Raw genomic sequence first — 22,336 nt, forward strand, 5'->3', positions numbered from 1 at the left:
TCTCTACTTATTAAATTTTCCTGTCGGGATAATAACTCAAAACCTTTTAACATCATAAAAGTGTCATAAGGTCTATTTATAATCATCACAAGTTTATCGACTAATTTAAAACAGGGAACGAACATGTCTATAATAAGAAAACGCAGTGCAGCGCACAAAGCTTATATTCCTTCAAATGCGCGAGATAACCAATATATTTTAGCTGAGTTTACCATTACTGATGAATTAATAGAGTTAATTTCTCCAAATATTTCAACGCATAGCACTCAACCTTACTATGATTTTTATCAAAGTTTATCACAATTGTTATTTACGCTAAGTAATGACTATGCGATACAAAGTAGCTTATTTATTGCTAACGACAAATTAGTTCGCGTTCGCTACAGTCAAGAAATGCACCAATGGCAAACCAACCAGCAAATTTTATTTTATTACGATCCTCAAAATCATCAATTACAAAATTCTTTTTTTGATGCCAGTATTCGCGCAAAAAAGATTACCCTGCTGTTTTTAGCCTCTGGCGACGACATTCGCTTTAATGCAGCGGCATTTCATCAAAAAGTGACTCGGTTACTGCATAGTTTTATCGAGCAAACAAAATTGCCTAGTAGAGCGATACGTTTACGTGATCATCAACACCTTACCTATGATTTATTTGCTAAAAATAAAGGCTGCTTAGGCACACAAGCGCATAAATTACGACCTATTGATGAACGCTATAAATCACAAAACGTTGTTATAACACCAAACGCATCGGCAATAAGTTATGTGGTAATTAATCTAACGGTCGATAATCGTTTATTGGGTTTAGTTGATATTGATGCCAATTCTAAAGATCCATACAATCCGCTTTATACTTATTTAACGGATACATTTTCTCTGGTGGCAAAGCGCTTTAATTTAAATAATGGAGCGTTAATCGCTAATGGTTTAGTCCCCATTGTCCGACATAGTTTGCATGAAATAATTTCTAAGATGGGTGAGTTACAAATGTTAGGTTATAACCCTAACCAGAGTCCCTGTGGCTTGGTGAGTAAATGGAAAGCCGATGAGTTAGTTGATAACGTACAACTTATCTTTGTGGCTACCGCAGAAGACTCCCAGCACAGCGGCTATGGCAAGTTTATTAACCAAATAGAACAGGCAATGCGTTTATTAGCAACCGAACTCGAAATCCCTATTAATAAAGATGAATTAACGCTAAGGTTTCATCAGCATATTGCTTATAACATTGAAAACTAAGGTTATTTAACTTCGCCATTAACGGTTGTTTTTTTCTGTAGCTTGCGTTGTAACGTTCTGCGGTGCATTGAAAGCTGACGTGCCGTTGCTGAAACATTACCATTATTAAATTTTAAGACTTGTTAATATACTCCCATTCAACCTGCTCGGTTGACAACGTTGGCTCATTGATAATGTTTATTCCTAAATTTGAAGCCAATGTTGATTTTTTTAGCAACGAACTGTTAGCGTTTTTAGCTAAAGCTGATAATAAAGTCTGTGTATCGACCGGCTTGGCTAAGTAATCATCTGCGCCAAGCTTTATTGCGTCAACGGCAGTAGCTATACTGGCAAAACTGGTTAACAAAATAATACGACTCTTTGGCAATAGTTTCCTCATCAGATTAATCAAATTTAAGCCACTTTCATGATGGAGTTTCATATCGAGTAATATGAATTCTGGCAACTGACGATGACAGGTTAACAATGCATCATTAATGTTATCGGCCAACCAACAGCTGTAGCCATGTTTTCAAATGCGTCTTTTAAGCGTATTAGCAAAGGTGCTGTCATCTTCAACAATTAATAATTTCATCCATTTTTTTCCTACGTATCATTAACCACTAACGCTAATTTCAACGTTACTAATGCACCACCAGCAACGTGATTGGTTAAGGCAAGTGTAACGCCTAATCGCTCTAAACTTGCATGACTCAAAAATACTGCCATACCTAATCCTTGTTTGCTGTTTACAGGTTTAACGCCTAACTCACTTAGTGTTAATTGGGTAAAACCACAACCAAAATCACGCATACTGAGCTGCCAATTTTTTTCATCAAACAAGCTAGATAACTCAATTTTATCACTACCGCTGACTTTAGTGGATCGAATCGCATTATTAACTAAATTTAAAATTGCTGGCAATAATGAAGCATCAGCCAATACTTTAGCGTTTTCACTGAGTATTGATTGGTGCTTCTCAGAGAAGAAGTTCACCCTAACATCAGGATAATTTAAGTTAATATGATCACGCACTTGTTGCACAATATCAGCACAAAGCACCTCTTTTGACTTTTGCTCTTTAATCTCAAAAACCATTTGACGAAACTCAGCTAAACTTCTGCTACAACGTAATAATTGTCTTTGTAAGTCAACAATCGCAGGGTGCTCAGGTAGCTCCTCACTGAGCTCATCGACAAGCAACTTTACAGTTACTATGGGAGTAGCGAGCTGATAAGTTATTTGCGCAGAAGCGCCCCCTAATGACATGATTTTTTATTGCTTTAATTGCTCTTCCCGAAAAGCAGCTATTGCTTGTTCTTTTTGAGGGATTCTTCGTGCCATTTGGCCAACAACGGTTGCAACAACAATGCTAGAAAAGAGAAAATTTATCCACACACCAATAAAGTGGCTTTGCATATTGCCATGCATTACTGACATGGGTAATAACCACAATAAAACACTGTATGAAGCAATCGCTAATAGTGCGACACTTCCAAGTAACAGCGGAGTTAACGTCACAGCAGCAATAGGAATAAGCAATAACGAGACAAAAGCATTAGTTGCTCGGCCACTAAAATATAAAATAAGTGAGAGAAATAAAATATCAGCACAAATCTGCCCAAGTAAGGCGCGCTTATCAACTTCTTTTCCAGACTTATAATATAAATAGCTGACTAAGGTAAATAAAGCTTCAATTGAAATAACAATAATGAGCGGTAACCAAGGCAGTTGATAGTTTAAAACGCCATTAACAAAAGTATTAATATCAGCTGAATAATTATAGCCGCACTGCGTAATAAAAGAACGGTGCGAACTTGGTTAAACTTACTAAAAAATAAAGACATAATGTTTTATATTGGTTAATCGTATTCGTTGATATTACGCTAATTTTTATATTTTCAACTAATCAAAAACAGTTTATTTTAAATTTCAGATAAAAACATATAGACATCTAAACGTCTATTGTTATACAGTTATTTTAATCAAATTTATTAAGGTTTATTTTAATGTCATCACATGAAGAAAAAATCACCCTGGCAGGCGGTTGCTTTTGGTGTATTGAAGGTGCATACAACCAATTAATCGGCATTAAATCTGCCATATCAGGTTATATGGGCGGCAGCGCAGCGCTAGCAACTTATGAAGACGTTTGCTCGGGTCAAACCGGCCATGCAGAAGTCGTGCAGTTAACTTTTGATAGCGCAGCGATCACTTGTCGTGAAATATTAGAAGTATTTTTTACGCTACACGATGCCAGCCAATTAAATCGTCAAGGTAACGATATAGGAACCCAGTATCGCTCAGGGATTTTTTATCACAGCAAAGAACAACAGCAAGTTGCTGAAGATATTATTAAAGAAGTCGACGCTAGCAATATGTATAGCTCAGCGGTTGTGACTGAGGTAACTCAAGCGTCAGAGTTCTTTTCTGGTGAAGATGTTCATCAAGACTATTTCAATAATAATCCTGGTAATCCTTACTGTCAGGCAGTTGTTTCACCTAAGCTCGCGAAATTTAGAAAAACGTTCGTAAGTAAATTAAAACCATCATAGGCTTAAAGTAATATTGTCAGCTTGAGAATAAAATCTCATTTTTAACAAAGTGCGGACACTGAAACAATCAGTGTCACGCATTTGCTACCAAGTACTGATTTAATACATTAAGGTATACAGTTTTCTGCGGAATTTATTGGCTAATGGGTCGCCATCAGGTAAAGCCTTTAACACATCCAGATAAAGATCTTTGCTGGCAGCATCACTACTGTCTTTTTGCATTAAACGAAACAGTAACGTCAACGCTTCTTCATGTCGGTTGACTTGGCTGTATTGCGCAACAAGTTGATGTTGTAGAGCAATGTTGTCAACGTCGTCCACTAACTGTGCTTCTAATGCTTTAATTTCTGGTGAGTCCGCGGCTTGACTGGCAAGCTCAAGTTTAGCGATAAGCGCTTGATAGTGACTGTCTTGATCAACCATTAAAATAGTGGTTAATAAAGATTCGGCTTCGCTTATTTTACCCGTTTGTAAATAAACATCTGCCATCATTAATTTAATGTCGGCACGTTCACTATTAAGTTGATAAGCACTATTAATCGCCGTAAATGCATCATTAATATTATTATCAGCTAACAACTTTTGCGCCTGAATAAGTAATAAGTCTTCTTCTTTAGGTAAATGATTCGCTAAAAATTCTTTTATATTGTCATCATCTTGTGGCCCAGTTAAACCATCAAGTGGTTGGCCATCTTTCACTAAAATAGCCGTAGGTAAACCTTGAATACCAAATTGTTGGGCAATTTGTTGCTGAGTTTGACAATCAACCGTGGCGTATAATATATACTGTTCAAAACCCTGCAAGCCGATGGCTAACTTATCTTTAAGCTCCAAACTCTCAGGGACCTGTGCCGCCCAAAAGTCAACTAAGACTAACTTCGATTTTGATTCTTCTAAAATAATTTGTTGAAAATTTTCTAGGGTAATTTCAATGGCATTTGTAGTCACATTCACTTCCATTTAGTTTATTGATGAGCGTCTATATTCTATATTTTGGGGCAATTATAAAAAGCGCAAGTGCCTTAATACAAAAAGCTGAACGCCTATCAATAAAGAGACCTTCAGCTTTAGTACTATATAAGTGTAATAATAATTAGACTTCGTTTAATAACTCGCGAGCAATAATGATTTTTTGGATCTCGCTAGTGCCTTCATAAATAGTGGTAATACGTACGTCGCGAGCCATGCGTTCAAGTGGATATTCTTTAATATAGCCAGCACCACCCATTAATTGCAATGCGTCATAACAAGCAATATTTGCTTTTTCTGCCGCAAATAACTTCGCCATAGAGGCGGCTTTACCAAAGGGTAAACCTTGTTCTTTAGTATAAGCAGCTTGCATTAACAATAAACGGGCTGCTTCTAAATCTGTGTAACGTTCGGCAAGTTTCCATTGTAAACCTTGGAAGTTTGATAATGCTTGGCCAAACTGCTTACGTTCAGTGATAAAGGCACGGGCGTAATCCATGGCGGCTAAACCAATACCTAGCGCTAATGAACCAATACCAATTCGACCGCCCGCAAGTTCGCCAACCGCAACGCCAAAGCCTTTATTTTCTTTGCCCATCATGGCACTAGCAGGTATCCGGCAGTTACTAAAGCTCACTTCATTTGTGGGTGATGCTTTTTGCCCCATTTTTTCTTCTGGCTTACTGACCGTAATACCTGGCGTATTTGCTTCCACTAAGAAACATGAAATACCCTTACCTTTTCGAGCGGTCGCGTCAGTTACCGCCCAAACAACAAAGATGTCAGCAAAGCTGGCACTGGTAATATAGAGTTTGCTGCCATTGAGTAAGTACGCATCACCGTCGAGTACTGCAGAGGTCTTCATGCCAGCAGGGTCTGAACCAGCGTCATTCTCTGTTAAACAAAAAGCACCGGCTTTATATTCACCACTACATATTTTAGGTAAATACTTTTGCTTTTGCTCTTCATTACCAACCGCTTGAATAACTTCAGCAACCATATTTGTCACTGATGCTGTTACTGCGGTTGCTGCACATGCGCGTGCTATTTCTGTTATCGCTAAGCTAAAAGCAACCGTGCCTGCTTCTACGCCACCATATTCTGCTTTAATATTTAAGCCCATAAAACCCAATTCAGTTAACTGCGCAAGGTTGTTGAGGAAAAGTGTTTGATCTTGGGTTTCATCAAGTTCGGCCGCTACAGGAGCTAATTCGCTTTCAGCGAATTTTTTTGCCATATCTTGAATCATCATCTGTTCTTCGGTTAATGATAAATTCATTCGTTACTCACTTTTATATATTAAATTTGTATTTATTTGTATTTAGATGCGTATTTAACAGTTAAATCGCATATTTAAATTTCTTATTATTATTTTTTTCTAATTAACTAAACGATAGCAGCACCGATTTAGATCAATCAACCCAGCACAAACCAAAGTAATGCGACACCTAGAACTAAGCGATAGATAACAAATGGCATCATACCAACTTTTTCCAATAGAATAAGAAAGTAGTGAATGCAGGCATAAGCACTAAAAAAAGCTAACACACTGCCAAGACCAATAGCATTCCAATCAACAGGGCCCGTTTCAGTCATTAATTTTAATGTTAAATAACTCCCCGCCATCGCAATGGCAGGAATTGACAATAAAAAAGAAAATCGAGCGGCATTATCTCGACTTAAGCCAAGCATCAAACCGATTGTCATTGTTATACCTGAACGAGATGTACCCGGAATTAAGGCTACCGCCTGTGCTAAACCAATCAGCATAGCGCCTTTAAATCCTAGCTTTTCAAAATCAATGTGCTCAGTCGCTTTTCTTTTGCCCGCTTTAATGTCAGCAAAACCCAGTAAAAATCCAAAAATTAAGGTAGTAGCAGCAATAACCAACGCAGTACGTAAATGTGCTTCGATGAAGTCTTTGCCGAGCAAACCAAATATTCCTAATGGGATAGTCGCAAATAATATCCACCAGGCAAGCTTGCCATCAAAGCTAGTATTATCGCCTTTTATACTACCCACCCAAGCAACAGCCATATTAGCGACATCTTTACGAAAATATAAAACAACTGCGAGTAATGTTCCAACATGCAAAGCAACATCGAGTGCTAAACCTTGATCTTTCCACCCTAAAACAGCTGAGGGTAAGATTAAATGTGCAGAACTTGATACGGGTAAAAACTCCGTTAATCCTTGGAGAATAGCTAAAATAAATATCTCTGTAATGGTCATTGCTTATTATATTCCTTATGTATAATTCAATTTTTTAATGTCTAACTTTTACAATTGGCTTGACCAAGAAAAGTCTACTGTGGTTATTTGTTGTTGTGTTTTATCGTAAGCTTGCCAAAGTTGTTGGTACGATTTTTTTAAAATGGGGTGTTTAAGATCTGGCGCTACTTCAGCCAATGGCCATAAAACAAAGGCATTTTCTGTGATCTCGGCACGTGGGATTTGTGCTGGAGTGTCCAACACTAAATCATCAAACAGTAATAAATCTAAATCTAAGGTGCGTGGGCTATATTTTTTAGCATCAATTTCTCGACCGTTGGTAAACTCAATTTCGCGAAGTGCTTTAGCCACTTGTACTATATTAAGTTCGGTCGTCGCACCGATCACCATATTATAAAATTCAGCACCGTCAAATCCTACAGCTTTACTAGCAAATAAAGATGATAGCGTTAACTCACCAAGCAGCGCCTCAAGGGCAGTCAATCCTGTCTGTAAATAGTGCTGACGGTCTACATTACTGCCAAGCGAAATATATAAACGCGCCATTACCCATGATTACTGTTATTTGATTGGCTACCACGTTCAATTTCAACACCAACGGTTATGGCATTATACACCGCATTAGGCTTGCCTACTTTCAATTTAAGCCAAGGGATCTGATAAGTTTCGATTAAGAATTTAGCCAAACGCTCTGCTAATGTTTCAATTAAATCTACGGGGTTTTTATTAGCAAATTCGGCTATTTTTACTGATATGTCGGCATAATCGAGTGTTTTAGCTAGCTCATCATTTTCGGCCGGTTTGGCGGTATCCCACCCCATAACTAAATCAATCACTAAGGTTTGTTTGATTTCTTTTTCCCAATCGAAAAAACCTATGGTGGTTTGAATACTCAAGCCTTCAATATAAACTTTATCCATTAACGTACACTCATCTTTAATAAGACAACTAAAAATATAGGTCGATTTTACCTGTGCAAAGTTATAAAAACTAGTGGTTGACGGATCAATTCATTTTTTTTATTAATAGACGATAGAAAAACTTATTTCCATTGACATTATGAAAGGCTAGAATATCTAAAATTGTTGAAAACTTGTTATAATTAACCATCATTTTAACAATGAATTGGGAGATTTTTGTATTAGCGCTCTATTAGTAACACTGATAATAATGCTTGCTGCCTATTTGGTCGGTTCGATTTCTAGTGCTATTTTATTGTGTAAGCTGTTAAAACTTCCAGATCCTCGCACTACCGGCTCAAACAATCCTGGCGCAACCAATGTTTTGCGTATCAGTAACAAATTCATCGCTGCACTGGTGCTGGTCTTTGATATCCTCAAAGGCACTATTCCCGTGTGGGGCGCTTATTTCCTTGATTTAGACCCCCTTAATTTAGGGTTAATAGCATTGGCTGCTTGTTTAGGCCATATGTACCCTATATTTTTTAACTTTAGAGGCGGAAAAGGCGTTGCAACCGCACTGGGTGTATTATTACCGATAGGTTTAGATCTTGGCGGTTTATTGATACTGACCTGGGTAAGTGTGATTTATTTTACCCGATATTCAAGCTTGGCCGCTATTATTACGGTATCGCTTGCGCCTTTTTATATTTGGCTATTAAAACCTCTATATATGTACCCAGTGATGATGCTCTCGGTATTAATTATTTTTCGCCACAAGGACAACATTTGGCGATTAATGAAAGGAGATGAAGGTAAAATATCCTTTACTAAGGCCAAATGAAGTCATTAATGTACCAACTTTACCGCTAGTTATACCGCTGGTAAAGTATCTAACGGCCAGCGTGGTGTCGCTTTAAACGATAAATCTGCATCTGTTCCTGCTTTTAAACGTTGCAAGCCCGCATAAGCTATCATCGCGCCATTATCAGTACAAAACTCAGGACGTGGATAAAAAACTTCACCACCGAGCTTTTTAGTAATTTCCGCTAATTTCTCTCGAAGTGATGTGTTGGCGCTAACGCCACCAGCAATCACTAAACGTTTTAACTCACACTGCTGCAAAGCACGGCGACATTTTATTGCTAAGGTATCAACAACCGCTTCTTGAAATGCATAAGCGACATCGGCATGAGTTTGTTCATCCATACCTTCATTGCCTTGTGCTTTTTGCAACGCTATTTCTTTGCGAATAACGGTACCCGCAGCTGTCTTTAAACCACTAAAGCTAAAATCTAAACCTGGACGATCTGTCATTGGGCGCGGTAATTTATAACGCCCTTTTGTGCCTTTTTCAGCCATCTTCGATAAAGCAGGCCCGCCGGGGTAATCAAGCCCAAGTAACTTAGCTGTTTTATCAAACGCTTCACCCGCAGCATCGTCAACTGATTCACCGAGCAATTCATATCGACCAATGCCGTCAACACGCACTAGCATAGTATGTCCACCCGAAACGAGCAGGGCAACAAAAGGAAACTCTGGCACGTTTTCTTCTAACATAGGCGCGAGTAAATGCCCTTCCATATGATGAACAGGCACAGCCGGAAGTCCCCAGCCGTAAGCTAAACTTCTGCCAATTGAACAGCCTACTAATAATGCCCCCACTAAACCAGGCCCTGCAGTATAAGCAACGCCGTCTAGATCAGCAGGGGTTAAGTTAGCTTCTTTTAACACTTCTTTAATTAAAGGTATTGTTTTACGGACATGATCTCGTGACGCTAATTCAGGAACAACTCCGCCGTAGTCAGCATGAACAGCTATTTGACTATATAAACGATGGGCTACAATACCTTTGGGTAAATCACCTTCTCCGTCATCATAAATAGCAATACCCGTTTCATCACAAGATGTTTCTATACCTAAAATTCGCATAATACCCTTAACCTAAAAGCCTAAATAATGTTTATTTCATTTTATTGAGCGATTTTAACGCCAACTACGTTAGCTATTATACCCATTTGAACAAGGTTGTGATCTACTTTTTATAAGAAAATAGATAAGGGTCAGCGACAACGTTTAATAAATTATTATTCGTTTTCCCCTCGTGAAAGTCAGTGGGTATATAATCAACTTAGTATTAAATCAGTTAATTTTAATTTTAGAAAATATTACACTTTACTTTAACTAGTGCTTAGCTTTAGAATACGTCACCCAATTTTGATAGAGTGGGTGTTTGCGAAGCAATAATGCTTAAGCGATACACCAATCATATAGATACATACTAAGGTTATACATGCCAGTAATTAAAGTTAGAGAAAACGAACCATTTGACGTTGCATTACGTCGTTTTAAACGTTCATGTGAAAAAGCAGGGATCCTTTCAGAAGTTCGCCGTCGCGAATCTTACGAAAAGCCTACTTGGGAACGTAAACGTAAGAAAGCTGCCGCTGTTAAGCGCGCTGCTAAAAAAGTTTCTCGTGAAAACGCTCGCCGCGTTCGCATGTACTAAGATACCTTAGTAGTATTTAAGACTATCGAGTAAAATAAATGAGTTTAATAGACCAACTCAGAGATGAAATGAAAGTTGCGATGCGTGCTAAAGACAAATGTCGTCTTGGTGTTATTCGTATGGCCATTTCATCAATTAAGCAAGCCGAAATCGATCATAACCTTGAACCAACTGATGAGAACATCATTGTGATTTTAACCAAAATGGTTAAACAACGCAGAGAGTCCATCAAAATGTTTACTGACGGTGGTCGTGATGAGTTAGCTGCTAAAGAAGCTGAAGAAGTAACCGCGTTAGGATTTTTTCTTCCGCAGCCACTTTCAAGTGAAGAAATTAGTCAGTTAATTACTAAAACTATTGCTGATACCGGTGCGGCTTCAATGGCTGACATGGGTAAAGTAATGGCGGTATTAAAACCATTAATGCAAGGCAAAGCAGACTTAGGCGTAGTAAGTGGTCAAGTTCGTAATACCCTAAATGCATAACGGATTTTACTAAAGCTTACTGTTTTCGTTTTATTAAAATATACATTTTAAAGCCGTGAAAATTTATTTTCACGGCTTTATTGTTTTATATAATACCTATTTAGCGTTTCACTTGGGTGAGAAGTTAAAAAACACCTATCCAGTACAGGTCAATTAGGTTTAAAATAACATTCGCACAAACAACCAAAGAAAATGTAGACATGACTGGTATGATCCCTCGACAATTTATTGATGATTTATTAGCGCGCGCTGATATTGTTGAATTAATTGACTCTCGAGTGCCGTTAAAAAAAGCTGGCAAAAATTATCAAGCTTGTTGCCCATTCCATACCGAAAAGTCTCCCTCATTCAGCGTTAGCCAAGATAAACAGTTTTATCATTGCTTTGGTTGTGGTGCACACGGTAATGCCATTTCTTTTCTAATGGAGTTTGATCGTTTAGAATTTCCTGATGCCATTGAAGAACTTGCTTCTCATTACAACATGGAAGTGCCTCGCGAGAAAAATAATCAAAGTCCCGCTCAACAAAAACAACAACAACAAGCACATCAACAAAAACAAGATGATTACGAGCTGATGGAAAAAATCAGTCGTTTTTATCAACAACAATTAAAAGTGGCTACCGATAAAGATTCCGCCATTGATTATTTAAAAGGTCGCGGTTTAAGCGGTGAAGTGGTTAAGCGCTTTGGTATTGGTTATATCAGTGACGCTTGGGATGGGGTAATGAAAAATTTTGCCAAAAATCCTTCAGCCACTCAACAACTTGTAGATTTAGGTATGGCAATACCTGGCGATAAAAATCGTCCTTATGATCGTTTTAGAGGTCGTATTCAATTCCCCATTCGTGACAAGCGAGGTCGCGTTATTGGTTTTGGTGGTCGTGTATTGGGAGATGGTACGCCAAAGTATTTAAACTCTCCAGAAACGCGTATTTATCATAAAGGCCATGAACTTTACGGATTATTTGAAGCAAAACAAGCCAATAAACAATTGTCACGATTGGTTGTGGTTGAAGGCTATATGGATGTTGTGGCACTAGCACAACATGGTGTTGACTATGCTGTAGCGTCGCTCGGTACATCAACCACCCCAGAGCAATGCCAAACTTTATTTAGAACCGTTAAAGAAGTTATCTGTTGTTATGACGGTGACCGAGCAGGCCGAGATGCCGCATGGCGAGCCATGGAGAATGCCCTGCCTTTAATTAACGATGGTACGAGTTTAAAATTTGTATTTTTACCTGACGGTGAAGACCCTGATTCGTTGATCAGAGAAAAAGGTCAACAAGCTTTCGAAGAAATTATAGATAACGCCACCCCCTTGTCAGTTTTTCTTTTTGATCACCTTTCTCTACAAGTCAATATGAGCACTTTGGAAGGAAAATCAAAAATGATTGAGCTCTTCCAGCCCTACTTAAATAAGCTGCCTGATAGTACCTTAAAAGATTCAATTTTGACCGAATTAGCCAATAAATTCGCCCGTGGCAACGAAAAACGTTTAGACGAATTACGTAAAAAGAACAATCAAAACAACAAGGCGAGCACGGTAAAGAAGCAAAGTAAAATCACACCATTACGCCTTGCTATTGCATTATTACTTGAGCACCCCCATATCATTAGTGCATTACCAGATATTACTATTTTACAACAACTCGATATGCCAGGTATTCCTTTGCTCAATCGACTGTTAGTTTTATGTAAAGAAAATTCAAAAATTAACAGTGCTCAGCTTATTGAACATTTTCGAGGGACCACTGAAGGTAGCCAATTAACAAAGTTAATGTGCTTACAACATCATGTTGAACCTGAAAATGCTGAATCGATGTTTATTGATGTAATAGAAAGTTTTTTAAACAAATTTATTGAACAACGTACGGAGCAATTGCTTGCCAAAGAACATGCAAGCGGCTTAAATAAAAGTGAGAAACAAGAATTACATAGTTTGTTAAGTGCGTAGCAAACAAAAATAAGTTGAACATAGTTTAACGCTGGCAATATACTAAGCAATTAGCTATAATTTACGGCTTACTGTTTTCATTTTGATAGCCATAATTTAGGTGGACACTCGTCAATGAATCAAGCCCCACAATCTAGACTTAAAGAGCTCATTACCAAAGGTAAAGAGCAAGGTTACTTAACTTTTGCTCAAGTTAACGATCACCTGCCACAAGATATAATCGATTCAGACCAAGTTGAAGACATCGTTAGAATGATCAACGACATGGGTATTCAGGTATTCGAAACTGCTCCAGATCAAGATACCTTGATGATGACAGAAGGTAATACTGATGAAGATGCTGCTGAAGCAGCTGCCCAAGCACTTGCTACGGTTGAAAGCGAAATTGGTAGAACAACTGATCCTGTCCGCATGTACATGCGTGAAATGGGCACGGTTGAGCTATTAACGCGTAAAGGCGAAATTGTTATCGCTAAGCGTATTGAAGAAGGCATTAAGGAAGTTCAGCGTAGTGTTGCTGAATATCCGCCGGCAATCAATTTTTTACTCGATATGTGGGACAACTTTGAAGCTGAAGAAGTACGTTTAACCGATATTATTGTTGGCTTTTTAGACCCTGATGCTGAAGAAGAAGAAATTCCAGCAGCAGCGACGCATATTGGTTCAGAGCTTTCAAAAGAAGAGCTCAACGACGAAGATAAGTCTGATGGCGACGAGGAAGATGAGGAAGAAGAAGATACCGGTCCTTGTCCTGAACTTGCTAAAGAAAAGTTCACTCTACTTCGCAATGCCTACGAAAAAGCAAATAAAGTTATTAATGCTAAAGGTCGCGGTCATAAAGACGCACAAGCAGCGATTGATGATTTAGCTGAAGTATTTAAAGAATTCCGTTTAATTCCTAAACTTTTTGATAAGCTTGTTAAAAACATGCGTAGCGTAATGGATAGATTACGTATTCAAGAACGTTTAATCATGAAGCACTGTGTTGTTGGTGCTGGCATGCCTAAAACAACCTTTATCAAAATTTTTCCAGGCAATGAAACCTCTAAAGATTGGTTTAACGAGCAAAAAGCTGCAGGTCATGCTTATTCAGCAAAATTGTCTGATATTGAGTTAGACGTTGAACGTTGTATTTATAAATTAAATCAATTAGAAAAAGAAACGTTCTTAAATGTACACGGTATAAAAGATATTAACCGTCGTATGTCTATCGGTGAAGCTAAGGCTCGTCGTGCGAAAAAAGAAATGGTTGAAGCTAACCTACGTTTAGTTATCTCGATTGCTAAAAAATATACCAACCGTGGTTTACAATTCTTAGATTTAATTCAAGAAGGTAACATTGGTTTGATGAAAGCGGTTGATAAATTTGAATACCGTCGTGGTTACAAATTTTCAACGTATGCAACTTGGTGGATCCGTCAAGCGATCACCCGTTCAATTGCTGACCAAGCCAGAACGATTCGTATCCCTGTGCATATGATAGAAACGATTAATAAATTGAATCGTATTTCTCGTCAGATGTTACAAGAAATGGGACGTGAGCCAACACCTGAAGAATTAGCTGAACGCATGATCATGCCGGAAGATAAGATTCGTAAAGTATTGAAGATTGCTAAAGAACCTATTTCAATGGAAACCCCTATCGGTGATGACGAAGATTCACACTTGGGCGATTTCATTGAAGATGGTAATGGCGAACTACCTGTTGACTCAGCTACCGCTGAAAACTTGAAAGATGCGACACACGAAGTATTAGCTGGCTTAACCGCTCGTGAAGCTAAAGTGTTAAGAATGCGTTTTGGTATCGATATGAATACCGATCATACGTTAGAAGAAGTGGGTAAGCAGTTTGATGTTACCCGTGAACGTATTCGTCAAATCGAAGCAAAAGCGTTACGTAAATTACGTCACCCTTCTCGCTCTGAGCAACTTAAAAGTTTCTTAGACGGCGAATAAAGCTTTCATTTTTAAATAGATGACTTAAAATCCAGTAATTAATTACTGGATTTTTTTTATCTGTAATTAACTCGATTCAATAATTAGCCAATCAAATTTTTCATAAAAGGACTTTCAATGCGCTTTCTCATTCTACTATTTTCTTTATTTTTAACACTTCCTACTTTAGCGGCTAAATCTGGACCTATCGAAGTAACTCCCTTTGCAGGTTACCGTTTAGGAGGAGACTTTACGATTGCAGGTGACTTTTATGATATGAGTGAGTCCCAATCGTTAGAAATTGAGATAGATGAAGGCTCAAGTTTTGGGGTGATTGTTGCTTGGCCTTATGACAATAAACGACAAGGTGAATTGCTGATAAGTCACTATGAGAGTGAATTAATTCCTGCCAGTTTATTAAGCCCTTATACTAGTGACTTATCGGTAACTTACCTACATATCGGTGGTAATGTGCCACTTTCAAATAGCTTAGTTCCCTTTTGGTTTTCTGGTGGCTTTGGTGTTACGCATTTTTCACCCGAGGCAAAAGAACTTGATGATGAAACTAAACTGTCAGTAAACCTAGGGTTTTACAGTAAATTACAACTCAATGACCGTATAGCGATTCGTTTAGGTGCAAGAGTATATGCGACACTTATTGATTCTCAAGACGCACTTTTCTGTGATAAAAATACCTGTAAAATCGCAATATCAAGCGATATGTGGGTACAAAGTGAATTATCAGCAGGTTTAACCTTCACGTTTTAAGACTTACTTATCAACAATAATATGCTTAGGATCAGATAGAAATGTTTGGTCCGTTAAGGTTTTCAAAAAAGCAATTAAGTCTTCTTTTTCTGCTTTTGTTAAGACAAACCCTTTAATGAACTGACTTTTCAGTGGATTCTTTCGCCCATCACCTTGATATTCACCCGTAGTAACATTTCGTCCACCAGCGGCATAAAAATCAATAACTTCCGCTAAGCTTCCAATACTGCCGTCATGCATGTAGGGCGCACTAACTTCAATATTACGTAATGTTGGCGCTCTAAATCGGCCATTATCTCTCACTAACGTTGAAATTTCAGACAAGCCAGTATCATGTTTAGGGTAACCTGATTTATCACGACCACTTTGATGGCTAACATTATACAAACCCGTATTATGGAAGGGTCTGCGATCAATAAGCTGTTTTTCATGACTGGTAGACTGAGTGAAATTAAATCCGCCGTGACAATGATGGCATTCAAGCTGCTCTGAGAAAAATAAATTCATACCGCGCAAAGCCGAGGCAGAAATAGCATTGTCATCAGCCAAATATGCATAGCTATCAAAAGGCGAATTTAAAGAAACTAAACTGCGCACGTAACTCGCTAATGCTTTCACAATTAAGTCGAAATTAACGGTTTGATTTGGAAATGCTTTTGTGAATAACATTTGATAAGTTTCTGAGCTAAAGCGTGCCAAAACTTCTTCTTCATGACCCGTTATACCTAGCTCAACCGGCGATTCACCAAACATAGGTAAGAGTATTTGCTGTTCAATAGAGGTTAAACCGTCGTGTGCCCACGTTAATGTTTTGTTATACGCTATGTTAACTAAAGCAGAGGCATTACGTCGATGTGGTTGTGCGGTGCTACCGAATGAGTGTGGGATATTTTCACCAAAAGCAAACTCTTGATGATGGCAACTGGCGCAAGCTTGTTGTTGATTAGCTGACAAATTTTTATCAAAAAAGAGTTGTTTACCTAAATTGACTTTTGCTTGGGTCATCGGGTTATCTTGTGGTACTTGCGGCTTAGGAAAACCTTCAATAATGGGCCACTGATATTCTCCTGCTAACTCTTTATTATCACTACATGATTGCAGTAATAAGCAAAGCATTACTAAGCCCGACAAATAAAGTGTTGCTGCCTTTAAACGTTGACTAACCATCTATTTGCGCCTTAAGGTTTGTTTTAAATAACATAGACTGATCTGTATTATTGGTATTTATCCCTAGATTTTTAAATAACACTTTACAGCTTTCTTCATCAACCGATGACTGACAACTGTTTGCACGAGTTAATGTTATATCAGTAATTAATGCTGATAAATCAAACTCGATCGTAGTTATTAGTGAAGTGAAAGGCAAAGAAACGACAACTCGATTAGGGTACAAACATTCACTTTTTGGTGAACGAACAGGACTTAAGGCTTTACAACCGATAGAGCCCAGATGAAACAGCCAATCATCATCGGGTGAAGCTAACTCTGCACGCATAAATTTGTGACCACCCTGCCATCCCCAGAACATTGAAGCTTCATTTAACGGGCTAGGCTGTGTTAATGGGTTAAGGTGATTCAATGCAAACGGCACACCTAAGGTAAAACGAATATCGGTTATAACGCTCGCTTCTTTTAGAGGGGTTAATTCAAGTTGCCAATAGTCTTGCTCACCTTCTTCATTACACACCTCTCCCAATAAGGCGACATTCTCTGCTTGATGAGCATTTGTTGTCATCGACCATGACTGCCAACCACTTTTTTTAGTGTTAACTTCAACATCATGTATAAAAAACTGTAATTGCTGATACTGCCAATTTTTTGAGGCCGTACCTAGGAGTTGTTCATTATTACCACTGAAGTGACTGGCACAGTTCAAAGCAACCTGCTTATAAACCGGTTGAAAAGTGAGTGTTATTGGGGACTCTTTTTGAAAACATCCTGAAAGTAACGTAACACTTAGCCCAAAAAGAGTAGTGACAGATAAGATTTTTTTTAATATATAACAGTTCATTTTAATAAGGCTTAATCGTTGAATGCAAAGTAATATTTACATGAAGTTAAGGTAATGTTAACGAGTTGGTTTTAAATTGTACGTTAACTTGCTATGGTAAAGCCATCAAATATTGAGCAGCTAAATAAAAAACGAGTACATTATGGCTAAAATATCACTACCCATGGGTATTGCAATTATTTCAATATCATCACTTATACTTTCTTCCAATATATTTGCGCACTCAGAACATGACAAATCCAGGTTTGTCGCAACCAATGGTGTAGATAAGCAAAGATGTGATAATGTTCTTAGACCATGCAGAACAATAGCCTATGCAGTTAGTCAAGCGAACAAGGGTGATAAAGTACTTGTGGGTTCGGGTGAATTTACCATCACTTCCAGTGAAGAGTTATTCTTTTTAAAAAGTGCTCTTGTGCCAGTTTTTGGAGGCTATAATCGTTTCGATCATTATCAATCACAAAGCCCGCAGTCTAATGTAACCACTTTATATAATATTCCAACTAATATGGTTGATGAATTAAGAAAAAATGGTTTTAGGGTTATTGCCGACGGTAAAGCCTTTGTTAAAGACAAAGACTTGACACTTAAACTTGCCAGTTATCACCAATTAAGTCAAAGCCAATCTGATGAGGCTTGCATAAGTGGTAAGGCAGATGTATTCGACTGTAATAATATCGATTTACTTGCTCACTTTCCTTTATCACAAATGTCGAGTAAACCCGGCGCAGGTAACGATATTTGGGGGCATGTAGATTTAAATACCAATAATGAATTTGCCATAATGGGTGTAAATAATGGTGTGACAGTTGTTAACGTTACCAACCCCACCACTCCTGTTGAAGTAGGTACTGTTCGGGGAGTTAACTCTTCTTGGCGAGATGTTAAAGTTTACCAATACTTTGATGAAAATATTAACCTATGGCAAGCCTATGCCTACGTGACCACTGAAGGAAATAATGGCGGTGTAGCAATTATTGACCTTAACAACCTCCCTAACTCGATAAGCCTAGTTGAGAAGAATAATGTTGTTAGCACATCACATAATGTTTACATAACTAATGTAGACCATACCCTTAATATTACCCTGCCTAACCAAACGGCTTCATTGCAGCTTATTGGCGCAAATAGTAAAAGTGGTGCCTTTCAAAGTTATTCATTAGCAAACCCAAAAACTTTGGTAAATATTAACGCTAATAACTTTGGTAATGGTTACACTCATGATGGCGCTTCTTTGGTAATAGATGACCAGCGCTCGATTAATGATTGTGGCTTAACCTCGGGTAGTTGTACTGTTTTCATTGATTTTAATGAGGACGTTATGAAGTTATGGAATATCACTGATCCTAATAACACAACTCAATTAGGTACAGCCCGTTATAACGATGTTACCCAAAATAATAAGTATGTACATTCTGGCTGGGGAACAGAAGACAAACAGTTTATTTTATTACATGACGAATTTGATGAACAGCGCGGAGGTTTAAACTCTACCGTTAGAATATTTTCGATTGCAGACCTCAATAATCCAACACAAGTAGGTCAGTGGACAGGTCCTACCAGAGCTATAGATCATAATGGCTTTGTTCGTGGCAATAGATACTATATGTCTAACTATGAACGAGGGTTAACTGTTTTAGATATAACAGACCCGACAACTCCGACAGAGGTTGGCTTTTTTGATACTTTCACACCAAGCAATAATGCTAGTTTTAATGGTGCTTGGGGCGTTTATCCGTTTTTACCTTCTGGAAATATTTTAGTCAGCGATATTAATAGTGGGCTCTATGTATTAAAAGACAACACCAATGCTTCAACTAAAGGTATGTTTGGCTTTAAAAATAAAAGCACACAAACCGCTCAAGGAACAACCTTTGACTTAACGGTACAACGTAATGCCTCAAATGCCAGTGCAAGTGCTGCAGTTAGTTACCAGGTAATTCAGGGTAGTGCGAAACAAGATAGTGATTACACAGTAGCAAGTAGCACACTGACTTGGGCAGCAAATGATAATACAGACAAAACAATTAGTATTGTCATTGCTGATGATCCAACAAGTATCGAAATAGCAGAATCATTTTTTATACGATTATATAATCCAACCGATGGTGCTACGCTCGGTGCTAATAATTACAACACCATCAATATTGATGGGTTAGTCGATAATGGCAGTGGAAGTTTTGAATTTGACCAAGAAACTATTGCAGAAAATGTAGGTGAATACATTGTTAACGTAAATCGTATGGGTAGCACAAAAGGTAACATTGCCTTTGAGTATCAACTGACATCAGGAGAAGCTATTATCGGCATCGATATGCTTGATGCATCAGGCCAAGTTTCTTGGGCTGACGGCGAAAGTGATACTAAAGAAATTATCCTAACGATTCTTGATGATACCGAAGAAGAAGAAAGTGAGACCTTTACCCTAGCGTTATCAAGCGTTAACGATAGCAACCTTGGCAGTAATGCTCAAATAACGTTTACTATCGCTGATGACGATCAAAATACCGCACCTTTAGTAACACTCAGTGAAGATTTTGAAGTAAACACCGGTCAAACACAAAGTTTAACAGCACAAACAAGTGATAATGAAAATGACACTATGACTTATCTATGGGTGCAAACGTCAGGCTCTGAGGTGATATTAACAAATGCTGAGACCTTATCAGCAAGCTTTACAGCACCCGATAGCGCTGAATCTCTAATGTTTCAATTCACGGCAACAGACTTTAGGGGCGCTTCAACGACAAAGAGTCTTACTATCTCGGTTATTGCACCTCCATTGAATACCGCACCTGTTGTTACCTTAGGAGCGAATGTCGAATTAACCGGTGGAAGAACACAAAGTCTAGCAGCACAAGCAAGAGATGCAGAGAACGATACGATGACCTATCTTTGGGAGCAAACTGCCGGCTCGAATGTAACCTTATCTAATGCCAATACTTTAATCACAAGTTTCACAGCACCCAATACGACTGAGTCACTAACATTTAAATTTACTGCTACAGACTCTAAAGGTTTATCAACAGCTGAGAGTATTATCGTCTCAGTAGTGGCTTCACCTGCAGTAGTTACAACGACATCGACACCAAAAAAATCTTCTGGTGGTTCAATATTTTGGTTAACTATGCTTTCGTTATCTTTATTGGTTAGAAAAAAGTAAAGATTAAGTAATAAGGTTTAGGCAATACTGATAAAAATCATCCGTATTGCCTAACAATTAACCAAACACTCTATAATTTAGCATTTTTTAAAAATACGCTAGTGACAACAAAATAAAAAATGCTTATACTTCACGCCGCTTTAAGTTGAACCCTCAATTTAAAGCGGATAAAAAGATGGCCCCTTAGCTCAGTTGGTTAGAGCATCCGACTCATAATCGGCAGGTCCCCTGTTCAAGTCAGGGAGGGGCCACCACTTCTAACAGTACACTCCAAGTTAACAACAAACAAAATAAATTATCTAAGTAAGCTCTAGTTAGCATTTACTTGTTTTTTCTTAGATATATTTCCATAAAGATTATTAATAATCCTTTTTTAAGTAAAACACTCCTAAAAATCTTAACAATTTTTAACACTATAAAATCTTTTAATAAGCCTAATAAGTATTATCAAGGGTTAAGTTAATAAAACACAGTTTCATGGTCCGGTTGGCCACAAGATGCTTTAAATGATTACTGCGAACAGCAACAGTTAAAGCGAAGAAAAATCTTAAGCCATTACAATAAACTCTTTGCTTGAATTCACTTCACTCATTAAAACAGCTATAAATTTAATTTGTTAATTCTGTAGGATGACGCTTGTCGATAAATAAGTACTTTAGGAATTAATTAGCTGAAAATTTGTTTTATCGCCATCGTATCTTATCAAAAACCCTCTTTAATGATGACGACTGACGAGATGTTGAAACATCTAGACTATTTTATTTAGAGCCAGTGTCACTTAAATATTTTTCTGTCTTGTCGATAGGCTGCCTTTCCTAAACGCTATATGGGCATTCACGATAGGCAGTTACATAGATATTGTTAAGGACCTAAGAGTCACTACAGACTCTTATTTTTTACTACGTCTCATTCTTAAAAGAAATGGAAATGCGGCTAATAGCGCAATCCCCATGCCTGTTGGTTCACTCACTGACATCGGGGGTGAAATAACTCTTACAAGTGCAACGCCGAACTCGGGTGACATAGAGTCAAACTGTGACGTTCTAAGAGAATAATCCCTCACATATCCCCATGCTGAATTATAAGGAGTGTAATTCTCTACTTGGTATTCACTTCTGACCGTGGCTGCAAACAGCTTTGTGCCAGCTGCATTATAAGACCATGCAGCGCTTGTGCTCAAATTATTAACAGAACTATCACTTTGAAATGTCGATCCGAATATTGTAGTGAAAGTAACTGCCAATTCATCAGTAATGGCCGATTTATCCCCCTCACCTGTATCCTCATTAAACTGAGTTGAACCGAAAAAATCATTAAATGCTACAGACAATAAGTCAGATGGTTGCTATATACCAACCATCTTTTAAAACTAAATCAGAATTCAGTACCTGCTCGATAGACATTTCATCTGTTAAAGACCAGCTTAACCATTCTTTATTCGAAAGGGTTTTATTTGCCCCAGTGTAATTGACAATGGTTCCGTCCGTTTTCCAATTGTTATGAGTAATAATACCCGCATTTGAAAATACCGAAAAACCAACTAACATTATTGCCATTAAATATTTCATTTATAAACTCTCTTTTAATTATTATTTTATGTATTATTCTAAATTTATCGTAAATATGATCCA

Annotated in this window: 21 protein-coding genes, 1 tRNA gene and 1 pseudogene; 10 read left to right on the plus strand and 13 right to left on the minus strand. The window is 37.9% G+C overall.

Translation table 11 applies throughout. The features are described 5' to 3' along the window. Positions 1-123: 123 nt before the first annotated feature. Entirely contained in the window at positions 124-1,242 is a 1,119-nt protein-coding gene (locus tag H4J66_RS18235; RefSeq protein ID WP_182176335.1) for a DUF3083 family protein, read from the plus strand. A 2-nt stretch (positions 1,243-1,244) separates the two neighbouring features. Here the strand turns inward: H4J66_RS18235 and H4J66_RS18240 are convergent. The 3 genes and pseudogenes from H4J66_RS18240 to H4J66_RS18250 all read right to left on the minus strand — a co-directional run bounded on the left by H4J66_RS18240 (position 1,245) and on the right by H4J66_RS18250 (position 2,763). Further along, a pseudogene (locus H4J66_RS18240) lies at positions 1,245-1,816 on the minus strand (response regulator transcription factor). Positions 1,817-1,827: 11 nt separating this feature from the next. Further along, the gene (locus H4J66_RS18245; protein WP_182176336.1) at positions 1,828-2,490 is read right to left on the minus strand and encodes a HAMP domain-containing sensor histidine kinase; all 663 of its coding nucleotides are present in this window, start codon (positions 2,488-2,490) and stop codon (positions 1,828-1,830) included. 6 nt (positions 2,491-2,496) lie between these two features. Then, positions 2,497-2,763, minus strand: a complete 267-nt coding sequence (locus tag H4J66_RS18250; protein WP_182176337.1) for a hypothetical protein — start codon at positions 2,761-2,763, stop codon at positions 2,497-2,499. A gap of 467 nt (positions 2,764-3,230) precedes the next feature. Here H4J66_RS18250 and msrA point away from each other — a divergent pair, with 467 nt between their 5' ends. Continuing rightward, positions 3,231-3,776 carry a peptide-methionine (S)-S-oxide reductase MsrA gene (gene msrA / locus H4J66_RS18255; protein ID WP_182176338.1) on the plus strand — a complete coding sequence of 182 codons (546 nt, stop codon included), beginning with the start codon at positions 3,231-3,233 and terminating at the stop codon, positions 3,774-3,776. A gap of 99 nt (positions 3,777-3,875) precedes the next feature. Here msrA and H4J66_RS18260 read toward each other — a convergent pair whose 3' ends face one another. The 5 genes from H4J66_RS18260 to folB form a co-directional block, all read right to left on the minus strand. Next, complete coding sequence (locus H4J66_RS18260) at positions 3,876-4,724, minus strand: tetratricopeptide repeat protein (RefSeq protein ID WP_310650676.1); 849 nt, start codon at positions 4,722-4,724, stop codon at positions 3,876-3,878. Positions 4,725-4,869: 145 nt separating this feature from the next. Beyond that, positions 4,870-6,024 (minus strand): acyl-CoA dehydrogenase family protein, encoded by a 1,155-nt coding sequence (locus tag H4J66_RS18265; RefSeq protein WP_182176340.1) that lies wholly within the window; start codon positions 6,022-6,024, stop codon positions 4,870-4,872. A 137-nt stretch (positions 6,025-6,161) separates the two neighbouring features. Then, positions 6,162-6,977 carry an undecaprenyl-diphosphate phosphatase gene (locus tag H4J66_RS18270; RefSeq protein WP_182176341.1) on the minus strand — a complete coding sequence of 272 codons (816 nt, stop codon included), beginning with the start codon at positions 6,975-6,977 and terminating at the stop codon, positions 6,162-6,164. Positions 6,978-7,025: 48 nt separating this feature from the next. Then, positions 7,026-7,523: a 2-amino-4-hydroxy-6-hydroxymethyldihydropteridine diphosphokinase gene (folK, locus tag H4J66_RS18275; protein WP_182176342.1), complete on the minus strand. Its 498-nt coding sequence runs from the start codon at positions 7,521-7,523 to the stop codon at positions 7,026-7,028. Then, positions 7,523-7,897 carry a dihydroneopterin aldolase gene (folB, locus tag H4J66_RS18280; RefSeq protein ID WP_182176343.1) on the minus strand — a complete coding sequence of 125 codons (375 nt, stop codon included), beginning with the start codon at positions 7,895-7,897 and terminating at the stop codon, positions 7,523-7,525. Before folB ends, folK begins: the two co-directional genes overlap by 1 nt. 220 nt (positions 7,898-8,117) lie before the next feature. On the opposite strand from folB, the gene plsY reads away from it, so the two are divergent. Next, a complete protein-coding gene (plsY, locus tag H4J66_RS18285; RefSeq protein WP_310650681.1) occupies positions 8,118-8,720 on the plus strand; it encodes a glycerol-3-phosphate 1-O-acyltransferase PlsY in 603 nt (200 codons plus the stop codon). Positions 8,721-8,749: 29 nt separating this feature from the next. Here the strand turns inward: plsY and tsaD are convergent, their stop codons facing one another. Continuing rightward, positions 8,750-9,808, minus strand: a complete 1,059-nt coding sequence (gene tsaD, locus H4J66_RS18290; RefSeq protein WP_070374848.1) for a tRNA (adenosine(37)-N6)-threonylcarbamoyltransferase complex transferase subunit TsaD — start codon at positions 9,806-9,808, stop codon at positions 8,750-8,752. Positions 9,809-10,169: 361 nt separating this feature from the next. Between tsaD and rpsU the strand changes: the two genes are divergently transcribed. The 5 genes from rpsU (at position 10,170) to H4J66_RS18315 (ending at position 15,531) form a co-directional block, all read left to right on the plus strand. Next, complete coding sequence (gene rpsU, locus H4J66_RS18295) at positions 10,170-10,385, plus strand: 30S ribosomal protein S21 (protein WP_011045067.1); 216 nt, start codon at positions 10,170-10,172, stop codon at positions 10,383-10,385. 38 nt (positions 10,386-10,423) lie between these two features. Beyond that, on the plus strand, positions 10,424-10,870 hold the full coding sequence (locus H4J66_RS18300; protein ID WP_182176345.1) for a GatB/YqeY domain-containing protein: 447 nt from the start codon (positions 10,424-10,426) through the stop codon (positions 10,868-10,870). A 200-nt stretch (positions 10,871-11,070) separates the two neighbouring features. Further along, positions 11,071-12,828 carry a DNA primase gene (dnaG, locus tag H4J66_RS18305; RefSeq protein WP_182176346.1) on the plus strand — a complete coding sequence of 586 codons (1,758 nt, stop codon included), beginning with the start codon at positions 11,071-11,073 and terminating at the stop codon, positions 12,826-12,828. A gap of 114 nt (positions 12,829-12,942) precedes the next feature. Then, on the plus strand, positions 12,943-14,784 hold the full coding sequence (rpoD, locus tag H4J66_RS18310) for an RNA polymerase sigma factor RpoD (RefSeq protein WP_070374851.1): 1,842 nt from the start codon (positions 12,943-12,945) through the stop codon (positions 14,782-14,784). Between the two features lie 117 nt (positions 14,785-14,901). Then, the gene (locus H4J66_RS18315) at positions 14,902-15,531 is read left to right on the plus strand and encodes a hypothetical protein (protein WP_182176347.1); all 630 of its coding nucleotides are present in this window, start codon (positions 14,902-14,904) and stop codon (positions 15,529-15,531) included. A 3-nt stretch (positions 15,532-15,534) separates the two neighbouring features. Here the strand turns inward: H4J66_RS18315 and H4J66_RS18320 are convergent, their stop codons facing one another. Further along, entirely contained in the window at positions 15,535-16,698 is a 1,164-nt protein-coding gene (locus tag H4J66_RS18320) for an MbnH family di-heme enzyme (protein ID WP_182176348.1), read from the minus strand. Then, complete coding sequence (locus H4J66_RS18325) at positions 16,691-17,542, minus strand: MbnP family copper-binding protein (protein WP_182176349.1); 852 nt, start codon at positions 17,540-17,542, stop codon at positions 16,691-16,693. Before H4J66_RS18325 ends, H4J66_RS18320 begins: the two co-directional genes overlap by 8 nt. 142 nt (positions 17,543-17,684) lie before the next feature. On the opposite strand from H4J66_RS18325, the gene H4J66_RS18330 reads away from it, so the two are divergent. Then, positions 17,685-20,705, plus strand: a complete 3,021-nt coding sequence (locus H4J66_RS18330; protein WP_182176350.1) for a choice-of-anchor B family protein — start codon at positions 17,685-17,687, stop codon at positions 20,703-20,705. A gap of 177 nt (positions 20,706-20,882) precedes the next feature. Then, positions 20,883-20,959: transfer RNA gene (locus tag H4J66_RS18335), tRNA-Ile, on the plus strand. 635 nt (positions 20,960-21,594) lie between these two features. Here the strand turns inward: H4J66_RS18335 and H4J66_RS18340 are convergent. Beyond that, complete coding sequence (locus tag H4J66_RS18340; protein WP_182176351.1) at positions 21,595-22,035, minus strand: hypothetical protein; 441 nt, start codon at positions 22,033-22,035, stop codon at positions 21,595-21,597. A gap of 4 nt (positions 22,036-22,039) precedes the next feature. Continuing rightward, positions 22,040-22,261, minus strand: coding sequence for a hypothetical protein (locus H4J66_RS18345; RefSeq protein ID WP_182176352.1), 222 nt, complete (start codon positions 22,259-22,261; stop codon positions 22,040-22,042). Positions 22,262-22,336 lie beyond the last annotated feature (75 nt).

Source organism: Colwellia sp. MB3u-55, from assembly GCF_014076785.1.
GTDB lineage: Bacteria > Pseudomonadota > Gammaproteobacteria > Enterobacterales > Alteromonadaceae > Colwellia_A.

What these genes read in the sequence shown, in the direction of transcription:
- H4J66_RS18330 (WP_182176350.1), top strand. Translation starts at nt 17,685, where the DNA reads ATGGCTAAAATATCACTACCCATGGGTATTGCAATTATTTCAATATCA.
- H4J66_RS18265 (WP_182176340.1), bottom strand. Translation starts at nt 6,024, where the DNA reads ATGAATTTATCATTAACCGAAGAACAGATGATGATTCAAGATATGGCA.
- H4J66_RS18245 (WP_182176336.1), bottom strand. Translation starts at nt 2,490, where the DNA reads ATGTCATTAGGGGGCGCTTCTGCGCAAATAACTTATCAGCTCGCTACT.
- msrA (WP_182176338.1), top strand. Translation starts at nt 3,231, where the DNA reads ATGTCATCACATGAAGAAAAAATCACCCTGGCAGGCGGTTGCTTTTGG.
- H4J66_RS18235 (WP_182176335.1), top strand. Translation starts at nt 124, where the DNA reads ATGTCTATAATAAGAAAACGCAGTGCAGCGCACAAAGCTTATATTCCT.
- H4J66_RS18300 (WP_182176345.1), top strand. Translation starts at nt 10,424, where the DNA reads ATGAGTTTAATAGACCAACTCAGAGATGAAATGAAAGTTGCGATGCGT.
- tsaD (WP_070374848.1), bottom strand. Translation starts at nt 9,808, where the DNA reads ATGCGAATTTTAGGTATAGAAACATCTTGTGATGAAACGGGTATTGCT.
- H4J66_RS18325 (WP_182176349.1), bottom strand. Translation starts at nt 17,542, where the DNA reads ATGAACTGTTATATATTAAAAAAAATCTTATCTGTCACTACTCTTTTT.
- folB (WP_182176343.1), bottom strand. Translation starts at nt 7,897, where the DNA reads ATGGATAAAGTTTATATTGAAGGCTTGAGTATTCAAACCACCATAGGT.
- H4J66_RS18315 (WP_182176347.1), top strand. Translation starts at nt 14,902, where the DNA reads ATGCGCTTTCTCATTCTACTATTTTCTTTATTTTTAACACTTCCTACT.
- rpsU (WP_011045067.1), top strand. Translation starts at nt 10,170, where the DNA reads ATGCCAGTAATTAAAGTTAGAGAAAACGAACCATTTGACGTTGCATTA.
- dnaG (WP_182176346.1), top strand. Translation starts at nt 11,071, where the DNA reads ATGACTGGTATGATCCCTCGACAATTTATTGATGATTTATTAGCGCGC.
- folK (WP_182176342.1), bottom strand. Translation starts at nt 7,523, where the DNA reads ATGGCGCGTTTATATATTTCGCTTGGCAGTAATGTAGACCGTCAGCAC.
- H4J66_RS18345 (WP_182176352.1), bottom strand. Translation starts at nt 22,261, where the DNA reads ATGGCAATAATGTTAGTTGGTTTTTCGGTATTTTCAAATGCGGGTATT.
- H4J66_RS18320 (WP_182176348.1), bottom strand. Translation starts at nt 16,698, where the DNA reads ATGGTTAGTCAACGTTTAAAGGCAGCAACACTTTATTTGTCGGGCTTA.
- rpoD (WP_070374851.1), top strand. Translation starts at nt 12,943, where the DNA reads ATGAATCAAGCCCCACAATCTAGACTTAAAGAGCTCATTACCAAAGGT.
- H4J66_RS18270 (WP_182176341.1), bottom strand. Translation starts at nt 6,977, where the DNA reads ATGACCATTACAGAGATATTTATTTTAGCTATTCTCCAAGGATTAACG.